We start from the raw sequence: 12604 nt of genomic DNA, 5'->3' as shown, positions 1-12604 counted from the left end.
GGCTCCGTTAGTCGGTTCGAACCACAGGATAGTAAATGAGCCATTAGCAAATGCTTTATGCCGCTCGATTTTCTGTGAATCGGGATGGCCGGCGGCAATTTCCGAAAGCGCCGCCGAGTTAACCCAAAATTTAGGGTGTTCTGCGATCTCCACTGTCGAATGGGCCGGAAACGCCTTGTCTCCGGCGTCGAATTAGGGGGAATTGGTCTTGCGCGTATTGGCATTGGCTTCGCAGAAAGGCGGGTCGGGCAAGACCACGCTCTCGGGTCACCTGGCGGTCCAGGCCCAGCGTGCGGGGGCGGGTCCCGTGGTCCTGATCGACATCGATCCCCAAGGCTCTCTCGCTGACTGGTGGAACGAACGAGAGGCCGATTACCCGGCGTTTGCGCAGACCACCGTCGCGCGGCTTGCCAACGACCTGGCTATCCTCCGCCAGCAAGGTTTCAAGCTCGCCGTGATCGACACGCCGCCGGCCATCACGATGGCGATCCAGTCAGTCATCTCCGTGGCAGAACTGATCGTCGTCCCGACTCGCCCGTCCCCGCACGACTTGCGCGCTGTTGGCGCCACGGTCGACCTTTGCGAACGAGCGGGCAAGCCGCTGATTTTCGTCGTCAACGCCGCGACTCCCAAGGCCAAGATTACGTCCGAAGCCGCCGTGGCGCTATCGCAGCACGGCACGGTCGCCCCGATCACCTTGCACCATCGCACCGATTACGCGGCCTCAATGATCGATGGCCGGACGGTCATGGAAGTCGAACCCGAGGGGCGTAGCGCGCAGGAAGTCGTGGCGCTGTGGCACTACATCGCCGACCGGCTCGAAAAGAACTTCCGCCGGACCGTCTTCGCTGCTCCCGGCACTGCGGTTCAAAACCCTGGCAATTATCGCCCGCAAGGCGGCTTCGGCCGCCGCGTCGCCCAGTAAGAAGGGGACGCAACGATGAGCGAACCAAAGAATTTCGCTTCGCTCGGTCCCTCGCTTCTGGCCCGCAAGGGCGGCGCGAAACCGGCGATGCGGCCGCAGATGGCGTCGCTCGGCGGCGCGCAGACCGCGCAGGCCCTGGCCCAGGATCTCGAAGACCTGGGTTGGAACGACATGGGCCAGGAAGACGATTTTCCCGCTCCCATGCATAAGGCCGAGATCTACTCGCTGACGCCCGCAGCGGCGTCCGGCTCGTTCAGCGAAGAGGAGCTTGGCGAGGAAGAAGAATTTGAGGACGAGGCCGATTATCCGGCCCTCGTTACTCCCGCGGAAGGGGCTGACTATCCCAGCTTCACCGCGCCCGAACCCGAGGTGTTGCGTCAAAGGCGAGCTGTCGAAACGGCAGTCACCGCTGAGCCGCAGCGCCCCGAGTCCCGACGCCGCAGTGCCACCGACGCGGGCCGTCGTGCAGCTTTCACGCTGCGCCTCGATGGCAAGCGTCACCTTAAGCTGCGTCTTGCGAGCACGGTCATGAACCGCAGCGCACAGCAGCTGGTCACGGCGGCGTTGGACAAGTTCCTGTCAGAGATTCCGGAGGTCGAGGTACTCGCTGTGCAGGTGGAGCGTGACTTACAGCAACGGATATAGAGGCCAATGACCATGAACCGCACGATCGCCAACAAGCGCGGGATCAACCTCGCCCTGACGACCACTCTGGCCGGGACGCTCCTGGCAAGTTGTGCGACCGGCACCCCGCCGTCCGCGGCCGTTTCGGCCAGCATGGCACAAGAGGCCCTTGCCCAGGGCAAGCAGGACAAGGCGATCACCCACGCCGAGGCCGCAGTCCTGGCAGAGCCGCGCAACGCCGACTTCCGCGCTACTCTGGCTTCGGCTTATCTGGATGCCGGGCGGTTCGATTCCGCCGCGGCCACTTTCAGTGACGCGATGGAACTCGGCAAGAGCTCGCCCCGTGTGGTGCTCGGACGCGCTCTGGCGCTCGCCGGAGCCGGGAAGCATGCCGAGGCCGCAGCGCTACTGAACACGCACGAGAGCGACATTACCACTGCCGACTTGGGCCTGGCGCTGGCGATTTCGGGACAGCAACAGCGCGGCATCATGCTGATGTCGAACGCCATCCGCCGCGGCGAGAACACCGCCAAGATGCGGCAGAACCTGGCCTACTCCTACGCCCTCGCCGGTCAATGGCGCGAAGCCCGCCTTATGGCGCAGCAGGACGTTCCGGCCGACAAGGTCGGCGACCGCATGACCGAGTGGGCCATGATGGCGCAACCGGAAGCCTGGCAGCAGCGCGTCGCCACCCTGCTGGACGTGCCATCAGGTGTGCGCGACACCGGTCAGCCCACTCAACTCGCACTGGCGAACAATCCGGCCGTCGAGCAGCTCTTCGCCGAAGCCGCCGTTCCGACCGCCGAGCCCGCCTTCACCGACATCGCCGAACCGTCTCGGGAACTTCCGGCTCTCGCTTCGATCGATCCCAACGCGGGAATCGAGACAATTGAGCGCCCTGCCCTCCAGCAGGTCAGCGCTACTCACGTCGCGGCCCCGGTTGTTCAGGTGGCACAGGCCGCCCCGAGCGCCGCTCCGCAACCGGCTGCTCGTCGCGCTCCGGCTCGCCCCGCGACTGCTTCCGCTCAGCAGGCCAACGGCACACACCGCGTGCAGCTCGGCAGCTTCCTCAGTGAAGCGAGCGCCCGGCGCGCCTGGAACATTTATGCCCGTAAGTACCCCGAGCTCTCCGGACACCAGATGGTGATCACCGAGGCGGTGGTCAGGGGCAAGCGTTACTGGCGGGTTTCCGCCGCGGGCTTTGCCAAGGCCTCATCGGCGGCCATGTGTGGCCGGGTTCGCGCTTCTGGGAATACCTGCTTCGCTTACGACCAGAGCCGCCCGCTTCCAGGGGCTGTCGAAACCGGCACGCAACTCGCGCGCCGCTGACCTTTCACTTTGCAGGTCGAGTACCCAGGACCCCTCCCCTAACCGGGAGGGGTTTTTGTTTTCGTCCCGTCACCACGGTGGGCGAGCGCCAAGTTGTCCCTTAGGGGTGACGGGGTGACACGGTTCGTGGGAAAACTGTCAACTTGCCGCTCCAAGAACTGTCAACTTGCTGAATTTTCCCGGAACTCGGCGGAATAATGTGTCAACTTGGGCGGGAAAAGTGTCAACTTGCGAAGCCGGCTTACGGGCCGGAGGAGTGAGCGGCAAAGCCCCGCAGATGACAAACTTACAATGTAAAAGAGCCGCCAGGGCCCTGAACCGCTTCGGGCTTTGTAGGAAAGTTTTTTCTTTCAATTTCAGCCCGTTCGCTGCCCCAGAATGCGGGCCTCGCGCACGTAGCCAAAGTCGCCCTCGCCCGACCAGGCCCGGCCGTCAGGATAACGGAGCTCGATGCCCACCAGGTCGTTTTCGTCCGCCAGCCGCAGGTTGACGCCAGCCAGGCTATTTCCAAATCGGGAAACGGCGCTCTCGGTCAAGGTAAAGTGGGTTGTCGAACCGCATCGAGGGCAGAAATGTATCTCTGCGCCCGCATCGTCCTTGTCATCCCTGACATAGCTGCTCGACGCCCCTTCGACGGCGACTTCAGACGGGTGGAAATAGCCCCAGCGGGCACCCGTCTTGCAGCACAGCGAGCAATTGCACTCGTTGACGTAGTCAGGGCGCTTATTGAGGTCGATGCGGATCTGACCGCAGTGGCAGGAGAGCTTCATTCCCGCGCCATAAAGCGAAAGACGCGGGCCCGGTAGCCGTCGAAACTAACCGACAGGCACCCCACCCTTCCACAGTCCGGTCACACGGCCCTGGACCGGCTGACGGTCGAACGGCGTGTTTCCAGCCGTCGCGGCCATCTTCGCCGAATCGACGATCCACGGCTTCGCCGGATCGATCAGGGCGAGGTCGGCCTCGGCCCCAACGCGCAATTCGCCGGCCTGCACCCCGATCAGCGAAGCGGGATTGCGGGCAACGAGGTCGAAGGCCCGTTCCATCGGGATCACCCCATCGCGCACCAGCGTCAGCACCAGGGCCAACAGCGTTTCGGCCCCGGCCATTCCGGGAGTGGCATCCGCGAATGGCAGGCGCTTGTCCTCCGGACCGCGGGGATCGTGGCCGGACGCGATGACGTCGATCGTGCCATCGCCGATCGCCTCTATCACCGCCTGCCGGTCCGCTTCTTCACGCAACGGCGGCGAGAGACGGGCGAATGTCCTGAAGCCCTGTAGCGCCAGGTCCGACAGCATGAAATGCGCTGGCGTAACGCCCGCCGTCACAGCCACCCCCCGGCTCTTTGCTGCGCGGACGAGGTCGAGCGCAGCGCGTGTCGTGACCTGACGTAGATGCAGGCGGGCGCCGGTCATCTCGGCAAGCGCGATATCGCGCGCGACAGCGAGCGCTTCAGCTTCCGCTGGCGCGCTGGGCAGCCCCAGGCGAGTGGCCATTTCACCGGCCGTCGCGGTAGCGGTGCCGGCTATGCCGCCATCCTCGGCGTGGGTGACGACCACCAGGCCGAGCATTGCCGCGTATTGCAGCAAGCGCAGCATGACGCCGCTATCGGCGATCCACGACCGGCCAGTGGCCACGGCCCGTGCCCCGGCCTCGCGCATCAACGCCAGCTCAGCCAGGTGCTCGCCCTCCAGCGCCACGGTGGCGGCGGCCAGCGGGTGAACCCAGAGGTCGGGCTTGCCGCTCGAAGCGGCGAACCGCACCCTGGCGGGGTGGTCGAGCGGCGGCGACTCGTCGGGCATCAACGCGGCGCGGGTAATGCCGCCGAAATGGAATGCCGGCTTGTCGATCGCAAAGACGCCGAAGTCGACCAGCCCGGGGGCGACAATTTGTCCGCCTGCGTCGACATGCTCGTCACCGTCTTGGGGCCGAGCTTCGCCCACAGCTTCGATCATGCCCTGGACGCAACGGATCGTGCCTCCCTTTACGCCCGAGGGAGTGACCAGCAGGCCGCCGGTGATCGTGAGTGGGCGCGACGGCTTCATGCCCAACCCTCCACACCGCGGGCTCGTCGCGTCAGCACGTCGAGGCAGGCCATGCGGATGGCAACACCCATTTCGACCTGGTCGGTGATGATCGAACGGCCGGCGAGATCCGCCACGGTGCTGTCGATCTCGACTCCGCGGTTCATCGGTCCCGGGTGCATGACGATGGCATCGGGCGCGGCGCGGGCCAGCCGCTCGGCGGTGAGGCCGTAGAGATGGCGGTACTCGCGCGGACTGGGAATGAACTGGCCCTGCATCCGCTCGTTCTGCAACCGCAGCATCATCACCACCTCGGCGCCTTCGAGCGCGGCATTGAAGTCGTGGAACGTCTCCACCCCCATGGCCTCGATCCCGGAGGGCATCAGCGCGGGCGGGGCACAGACTCGCACGACGGCGCCCAGCGCCTGCAGGCACAGGATATTCGAGCGGGCTACGCGGCTGTGCAGGATGTCGCCGCAGATCGTCACCACGAGGCCATTGAATTCCTGCCGGCCTCGCGCACGCAAGGCGTGACGCAAGGCCAGGGCATCGAGCAGGCCCTGGGTGGGGTGTTCGTGCTGCCCATCCCCGGCGTTGAGAACTGGACAATCGACTTGCTCGGCAATGAGCTGGACCGCGCCCGAGCTGCCGTGGCGGATCACGATCGCATCCACGCGCATCGCGTTGAGAGTCATCGCAGTGTCGATCAGCGTTTCGCCCTTCTTCACGCTCGACTGCGCGGCGTGCATGTTGACCACGTCGGCGCCTAGGCGCTTGCCGGCAATCTCGAAGCTCAGCAGCGTGCGCGTCGAATTTTCGAAGAAGGCGTTGATGATGGTGAGACCGGCAAGCCTGTCAGTATGTTTCTTCGATTGCCGGTTAAGCTCAACCCACTGTTCCGCCTCGTCCAGCAGGTAGTGGATCTGGTGGGTTTCGAGCTGGCCGATGCCCAGCAGGCTGCGGTGCGGAAAGGCCAGCGCACCGGCCGGATAGCGGCCTGCGAAAGGTGGGGTGTTCGCCGATGTCATTAAAGCCGAGCCCTTAGGGCCTGCCCCCCGCACTGGCAAGTCGCCTCGGCGGGCAAAACACGGTTTCGACTGGAACCGGAGCGCCAGGCCCCCTAGATTGCGGTTCAACGGAAGATTTGCGGAAACAGGGGCATAGGATGAGTTTTGCAGGCAAAGTCTGGCGGTTGCTCGTCGGCATCAAGGACGCGCTCGCCTTACTGTTCCTGCTGCTGTTCTTCGCCGCGATCTTCGCCATCCTCAATTCTCGCCCCAGCCCCGGCGTGGTGCGCGAAGGGGCGCTGCTGCTCGACCTCGACGGCGCAGTGGTGGAGGAAGTCTCGCCGGTCGACCCGCTGACCTTGCTCCTCTCCTCCGCCGTGCCAACGCGTGAATTTGCGGCGCGCGACGTGGTGCGCGCGATCGATGAGGCGGCAAAGGACAAGCGGATCAAGGCGATAGCTCTCGACCTTTCGACCTTCCTTGGCGGCGGCCACGTCCATATGCAGGAAATCGGCGAGGCGCTCGACCGCTTCCGGACGACCAAGAAGCCGGTGCTCGCCTACGCAGTCGCCTATAGCGACGATTCGATGATGCTCGCTGCGCATGCCAGCGAAGTCTGGGTCGATCCGATGGGTGGCGCGGCGATCACCGGACCCGGAGGTGAGCGGCTCTACTACGCCGGCCTGCTGGAACGGCTGAAGGTCAACGCGCACGTTTTCCGCGTCGGCACTTACAAGAGCGCGGTCGAACCTTACCTGCTCGGCGGGATGTCACCCGCGGCGCGCGAGAACTACGAGCAGCTCTACGGCTCGCTGTGGCAGGAATGGCAGGCCAACGTCCGCCAGGCGCGGCCGCAGGCCAACATCGCCATGGCCACCACCGACATTCCCGCCTGGCTCACCGCGAGCAAGGGCGACCTCGCGGCGGCGGCAGTGGCCGCGGGCCTGGTCGATCGCACCGGCACTCGCACCGAATGGGGCGAGCGCGTGGCGCAGATCGTGGGCGAGGACGATTGGGACGATACGCCCGGCGCCTTCGCCAATACTGACTTCGATGCGTGGCACGCCTCGATCGAACCCAAGACCCCGGGCGCGAAGATCGGCGTCATCACTATCGCCGGAGAAATCAGCGACGGGATGGCCGGCCCTGGAGAGGCAGGGGCGGAGCGGATCGTCGAACTGCTCGACGACGCTTTGGACGACGATCTCAAAGCGCTGGTGGTGCGGGTCGATTCACCCGGCGGCACGGTCACCGGTTCCGAGGCCATCCGGCGCGCCATCCTGCGCCACAAGGCCAGGAACATTCCGGTCGTGGTGTCGATGGGCAATGTCGCGGCGAGCGGAGGGTACTGGGTTTCGACCCCGGCCGATCGCATCTTTGCAGAGCCAGAGACGATCACCGGGTCCATCGGCATCTTTGGCGTTCTCCCGACATTCGAAGACGCTCTCGCCGAATTCGGCGTGACCACCGACGGCGTCAAGACGACTGGTCTTTCGGGCCAGCCAGACCTCTTCGCCGGGCTTACACCCGAGGCAGAGGCCGTGCTGCAGGCGACTGTCGAATCCGGTTACGAGCGTTTCCTTTCGCTAGTGGCCGAGTCCCGCGGCATCTCCCGCGCGCGGGCTGACGAGCTTGGCCAGGGCCGCGTATGGGACGGCGGCTCGGCCCGGCAGCTTGGCCTGGTCGATCAGTTCGGCGACTTGGACGCGGCCATCGAATGGGCGGCGAAGCAGGCCCAGCTCAAGAAGGGTAACTGGCACGCGGACTACCTCGGCAGGGACGTGGATCCGTTCGCCTCGGTGATCGAGCGGATCCTGCAAGCCGAAGGCAGCGAAGCGAAAGGCAGCGACATGTTCGCCTTCTTCGCTCGCAACGATCGCCAGCTCGGGGCGCGGATCATGTCTGATTTGCATGGACTGCTCAAGGTTCGCGGCGCCCAGGCCCGGTGCCTCGAATGCCCGGCACCCGCCGCTCCGCTCCGGCGAGTGTCGCTCGATGGCGGAACACCGACCGTGTATGGCTGGCTCGCCCGGTATTTGCTCGACTGACGGCTTGCAAGCGGCGGGCGCGCGTGGCAAAGGCGCGCCCCTGCCGCGGGGTCATGTCCCCACGTGCGGGCGCGTAGCTCAGTGGTAGAGCACACCCTTCACACGGGTGGGGTCGCAGGTTCAATCCCTGCCGCGCCCACCAGGCTTCGGTCCTGCGACTCATCCTGGCGCAAGCGCTTTCTCGCTATCGCGGCCTCCGCGGTCTGTTCCCAGGCGGTCACGATGGGACCGGGCGTGAAACGCTCGGCCGATCGCCGCGCCTCCGCCGCCAGGCGTTCACGCAAGGCGGGGTCGTCCATCATCTTGGAAAGCGCGGCCGCCAGCGCGGGAACTTCTTCCGCGCGGACCAGCAATCCGTTGACGCCGTCCTTGACCATCTCGCGCGGGCCCCAGGGACAATCGAACGAGATCGAGGGAATACCAGCCGCCAGCGCCTCGAGCAGCACATTGCCCCAACCTTCGTAACGCGACGACATGACGAACAAGTCCGCGCCGCTCGCCCAGCCTCCTGGCTGCGCGGTAATGCCCGGCAAGCTGGCCCGGCCCTCGAGGCCGAGCCGAGCGATCTCCTGCTCTAGCGCGGGGCGTTCTTCGCCCTCGCCCCAGATCACCAGGTTCCAGTCGGGGTGGCTGGCGGCAATTCGTGCGAAGGCCCGCAACAGCAAGTCGAAGCCTTTTTGCCGGACCAGTCGGCCCACCGCCACCACCGTCCTGGTGTCGGACGGTTCCGCCCGGGCTTGCACGACGGGGGGCATGACCGGATTGGGAATTACCCACCCACGGCGCCGCATCTTCTCGGGAAAGAAGTCCATCGCGTGGGGCGTCATCGTGACGAGGCCGAACGCCGAGGGGTAGAGTTTGGCGCGCAGAACCGACCATATCCGGCCGAAGTTCTGGACCTCCGGGTTGTTGCGTTCGGAGACCACCACGGGAATGTCCATTCCGATCGTGGCGAGCAAGGCAACCACGTTGGTGCGGGTGAGGAAGCTCAGGACCACGTCGGGCCGCAAGCGATCCAGCGCCCGCCGCAGAACGTGAATACGGGTTACCGTGCGCAGCGTCCGTTCGATCGCCGGTCGTCGGGCTGGCGCGTAGCCGAGGCTGACGATCTCCACGGCCGGATCGTAGTCGTAATAAGACCGAGACGCCGGTTCGTCGAACGCAAGGACTGTCACACGCCAGCCCCGCTTCACCATGGCGTTTGCGATAATGCTGACGACGCGCTCTGCCCCGCCAGCGCCCAGACCGGGCAGCGCGAATGCCACGTGGCCTCGCGCAGCACCTCGGACCGGGTCGCCCGCGACGCCTCCTGACGGCCCAGACTGGCCCTTCACAGACACCCCAGCTTTGACAGCAGTCGCCCCTTGATCTTTCACCCCCAGGGCGAAGACTGACATAGCCATTTCGCTATTTCAAATGGGCGAAGGGGGTAGGCCCGAGGGATATTGGCCCAGCGGTCGGCGCGAAACTCGCTCTCCACTGGACAATATCCGGGGGCAACGGGCATAGGCCGCGACCATGCATGATCTACGCGCCATTCGCGAAAACCCGCAGGCTTTCGATGCCGGCCTTGCCCGACGCGGAGTGGAGCCGATTGCGGCCCGCATCCTCGAGCTGGACGAACGTCGCCGCTCGGTAACAACCCGGGTGCAGGAGTCCCAGGCTCGCCGCAACGAAGCCTCGAAGGCCATCGGTGCCGCCATGGGCAAGGGTGACACCGCCACCGCCGAAGCGCTCAAGGCCGAAGTGGCGCAGCTGAAGGACACTCTGCCGGCGCTGGAAGACGAAGACCGGGCGCTGGGCGCGGAGCTCGACGAACTGCTTGCCGCGATCCCCAACATCCCGGCCGAGGACATACCCGACGGCGAAGACGAGACGGGCAATCTCGAAGTCGCGCGATGGGGCGAGCAACGCAACTTCGCCTTCGAACCCCAGGAGCATGCCGACCTCGGCCCCCCGCTGGGCCTGGATTTCGAGACCGGTGCTGCGATGAGCGGGGCGCGCTTCACATTCCTGCGCGGATCGATGGCGCGGCTGCACCGGGCGCTCGCCCAGTTCATGCTCGACTTCCACACTGCCCAAAGGGGTTATGTCGAGTGCGCCCCACCGCTGCTGGTGCGCGATGAAACCGTCTTCGGGACCGGCCAGCTGCCCAAGTTCGCCGATGACTTGTTTCGAACGACCGATGGCCGCTGGCTGATCCCGACGGCCGAGGTCAGTTTGACCAACTCGGTGCGCGAACAGATCCTCGACGACCTGTCGCAACCGATCCGCCTCACCGCCCTCACCCCGTGCTTCCGCTCGGAGGCAGGCGCCGCGGGCAAGGATACGCGCGGCTTCATCCGCCAGCACCAGTTCGAAAAGGTGGAGCTGGTCACGATCTGCCGTCCCGAAGACTGGCAGGCCGAACACGGTCACATGGTCGAATCCGCCGAAGCGATCCTGGAGACGCTCGGCTTGCCTTATCGCAAGATGCTGCTCTGCGCGGGCGACATGGGCGCGGGGGCCAAGAAGACGTTCGACCTCGAAGTCTGGTTGCCGGGGCAGGACGCCTATCGCGAGATCAGCTCGATCAGCTGGTGCGGCGACTATCAGGCGCGGCGCATGAACGCGCGCTACCGGCCCGAAGGGCAGAAGGGGACCGCCTTCGTACATACGCTCAATGGCTCAGGCCTGGCGGTAGGCCGGACGCTGGTGGCGGTGCTGGAAAACTACCAGCAAGAGGACGGCACAGTCGCCGTTCCCGCGGCGCTCACCGCCTATATGGGAGGGGTCGACAAGCTCGTCCCAGCCACCTGATGCGCATCCTCCTCACCAACGACGATGGCATCAACGCCCCAGGGTTCGAGGTGCTGGAGGCCATCGCCCGCAAACTGTCGGACGATGTCTGGGTCTGCGCTCCAGCAGAGGAGAACTCCGGCGCCGGACACTCGCTGACGTTGCACCTGCCAGTCAGGCTGCGCGAACATGGCAAGCAGCGCTATTCGGTGACAGGCACACCAACGGACTCGGTGAACCTGGCGCTGCGCAAGCTGTTTCCCGATCGCCCGCCCGACCTGGTGATCTCAGGCGTCAACAATGGCGAGAACCTCGCCGACGACGTGACGTACTCCGGCACGATCTCCGCTGCGATGGAAGCGGCGCTCGCCGGTATTCCCGCCGTGGCGCTGAGCCAGGTCATGCGTGATGCCGGGCACGGGTTCGCAGCGGCCGAGGGATGGGCCCAGAAGGTACTTGCCCCCCTGCTAGACCTGCAGATGGCCAAGCGCACGGTGATCAACGTGAACTTTCCCGCGCTCGCCGCTGCGGACGTGAAGGGCATTCGCGTCGTGCGGCAGGGCTTCCACGACTACGCGCGCGGTCTGTTGCTCGAGGGGACCGACCCGCGCGGGCGGCCCTACTACTGGTTCGGGCTTGAGGACATCGAGCATACGCTCGACCACGGGACGGATCTCGAAGCGGTGTCGGAGGGTTATGTCTCGGTGACCCCGCTCCATGTCGACCTTACCCATTACGCCTCCCTCGGTTCGCTGGCGGAGAGCTACGCGGCATGATCGAGCGGCCCAATCCGACGGAGCAGAAACACACTCAGTCGGTAAGGGCCCGCAAGTTCACCCCGTTGCGCCGGGCGGTCAAGGTGCCGGTCTGGGCCGACGCCAGCCTGCGTCTCGGCGCGGCGCTGGCCCTCGTGTTCATCGTGGTGCTGATCCACTGGATCGGCCGGGATGGACTCGTGGACAGCCACGACGGTCATGTCAGCTTCCTCGACGTGTTCTATTTCACGATGATCTCGATCACCACGACGGGGTTTGGCGACATCGCCCCGGTCAGCAACAGCGCACGGCTGGTGGAAGCGGTGATCGTCACTCCGATCCGCGTGGCAGTGCTCTTCATCTTCGTTGGCGCGGCTTATAATTTCGTCATCAAGCATGGTTGGGAGAAATGGCGCATGGCTCGCATCCAGGAACAGCTTTCGGACCACATCGTCGTGCTCGGCTACGGCATCTCCGGCGCCGAGGCGGTGGCTGAGCTGATCGCCCGGGGGACGGATCCCGAATGCATTGTCGTCATGGACACCGACCCCGAACGGCTCGAAGCGGCCGAAGAACTGGGCTGCAACGTGATCGAGGCCGATGCCACGCGCGACGAGCATCTCATTGCCGTGCAGATCGCCAAGGCGCGCTCCGTGCTGGTCTCAGCCGGGCGAGACGATGCCTCGATCCTGATCGTGCTGACCGCCCGTCATCTTGCACCGGGCGTGCCGATCAGCGTCGTCATCCGCGCCACCGACAACGAGATTCTCGCGATACAGGCCGGCGCCGACAATGTGATCAACCCCGTCCGCTTCACCGGCTTGCTGCTCGCGGGCAGTTCGCAAGGGGCGCATGTCGCCGAATATCTCGCCGATCTCGCCTCGGTCAGCGGCAAGGTCCAACTGGTCGAGCGACCGGTGCATCCGGAGGAGGTCGGCAAGTCGCTCCACAATCTCGCCACGGGCGGCCAAGGCCTCCGGCTCTACCGTGACGGCAAACCCTACGGTTTCTGGGAGGCCGAGGCCCGATCGCTCCAGGCCGGGGACCTCGTGGTCGAGATCAAGCCGACCGAAGCGACCGAGTGTGAGACCACGCCATAGCGGCTCCCCTCCCG

General features: G+C 65.5%; 11 protein-coding genes and 1 tRNA gene. 8 read left to right on the top strand and 4 right to left on the bottom strand.

All coding sequences use genetic code 11. The features are described from left to right. Nucleotides 1–208: 208 nt before the first annotated feature. Genes KK137_RS01465 through KK137_RS01455 form a run of 3 tightly spaced genes read left to right on the top strand, consistent with a single transcriptional unit; the run spans nucleotide 209 to nucleotide 2878 of the window. Nucleotides 209–925, top strand: coding sequence for a ParA family protein (locus KK137_RS01465; protein ID WP_214534238.1), 717 nt, complete (start codon nucleotides 209–211; stop codon nucleotides 923–925). Between the two features lie 15 nt (nucleotides 926–940). Beyond that, nucleotides 941–1570 (top strand): hypothetical protein, encoded by a 630-nt coding sequence (locus tag KK137_RS01460; RefSeq protein ID WP_214534236.1) that lies wholly within the window; start codon nucleotides 941–943, stop codon nucleotides 1568–1570. A 6-nt stretch (nucleotides 1571–1576) separates the two neighbouring features. Continuing rightward, nucleotides 1577–2878, top strand: coding sequence for an SPOR domain-containing protein (locus KK137_RS01455; RefSeq protein WP_214534234.1), 1302 nt, complete (start codon nucleotides 1577–1579; stop codon nucleotides 2876–2878). A gap of 356 nt (nucleotides 2879–3234) precedes the next feature. Here KK137_RS01455 and KK137_RS01450 read toward each other — a convergent pair whose 3' ends face one another. From KK137_RS01450 to KK137_RS01440, 3 genes are read right to left on the bottom strand one after another with little or no spacing between them, the layout of a single operon-like run. Continuing rightward, nucleotides 3235–3648 carry a GFA family protein gene (locus KK137_RS01450; protein ID WP_214534232.1) on the bottom strand — a complete coding sequence of 138 codons (414 nt, stop codon included), beginning with the start codon at nucleotides 3646–3648 and terminating at the stop codon, nucleotides 3235–3237. A 45-nt stretch (nucleotides 3649–3693) separates the two neighbouring features. Continuing rightward, nucleotides 3694–4923: a dihydroorotase gene (locus tag KK137_RS01445; protein WP_214534230.1), complete on the bottom strand. Its 1230-nt coding sequence runs from the start codon at nucleotides 4921–4923 to the stop codon at nucleotides 3694–3696. After that, entirely contained in the window at nucleotides 4920–5930 is a 1011-nt protein-coding gene (locus tag KK137_RS01440; RefSeq protein ID WP_214534228.1) for an aspartate carbamoyltransferase catalytic subunit, read from the bottom strand. Before KK137_RS01440 ends, KK137_RS01445 begins: the two co-directional genes overlap by 4 nt. Nucleotides 5931–6067: 137 nt before the next feature. Between KK137_RS01440 and sppA the strand changes: the two genes are divergently transcribed. Together sppA and KK137_RS01430 are read left to right on the top strand one after the other, a co-directional pair. Next, entirely contained in the window at nucleotides 6068–7957 is a 1890-nt protein-coding gene (gene sppA, locus KK137_RS01435) for a signal peptide peptidase SppA (RefSeq protein ID WP_214534227.1), read from the top strand. Between the two features lie 67 nt (nucleotides 7958–8024). Next, a tRNA-Val gene (locus tag KK137_RS01430) sits at nucleotides 8025–8099 on the top strand. Here the strand turns inward: KK137_RS01430 and KK137_RS16870 are convergent. Beyond that, nucleotides 8056–9153: a glycosyltransferase family 4 protein gene (locus KK137_RS16870; protein ID WP_420829319.1), complete on the bottom strand. Its 1098-nt coding sequence runs from the start codon at nucleotides 9151–9153 to the stop codon at nucleotides 8056–8058. The two genes, KK137_RS01430 and KK137_RS16870, sit on opposite strands and share 44 nt — an antisense overlap. 322 nt (nucleotides 9154–9475) lie before the next feature. Between KK137_RS16870 and serS the strand changes: the two genes are divergently transcribed. From serS to KK137_RS01405, 3 genes are read left to right on the top strand one after another with little or no spacing between them, the layout of a single operon-like run. Then, a complete protein-coding gene (serS, locus tag KK137_RS01415; protein WP_214534225.1) occupies nucleotides 9476–10756 on the top strand; it encodes a serine--tRNA ligase in 1281 nt (426 codons plus the stop codon). Continuing rightward, entirely contained in the window at nucleotides 10756–11511 is a 756-nt protein-coding gene (gene surE, locus KK137_RS01410) for a 5'/3'-nucleotidase SurE (RefSeq protein ID WP_214534224.1), read from the top strand. The genes serS and surE overlap by 1 nt, the downstream gene beginning before the upstream one ends. Further along, entirely contained in the window at nucleotides 11508–12590 is a 1083-nt protein-coding gene (locus KK137_RS01405; RefSeq protein WP_214534223.1) for a potassium channel family protein, read from the top strand. Before surE ends, KK137_RS01405 begins: the two co-directional genes overlap by 4 nt. Nucleotides 12591–12604 lie beyond the last annotated feature (14 nt).

The sequence above is a fragment of the Croceibacterium selenioxidans genome (genome assembly GCF_018599195.1).
GTDB classification, from domain to species: domain Bacteria; phylum Pseudomonadota; class Alphaproteobacteria; order Sphingomonadales; family Sphingomonadaceae; genus Croceibacterium_A; species Croceibacterium_A selenioxidans.
The sequence above is the reverse complement of the archived record's forward strand: the minus strand, read 5'-3'. Positions and strand labels throughout refer to the sequence as shown.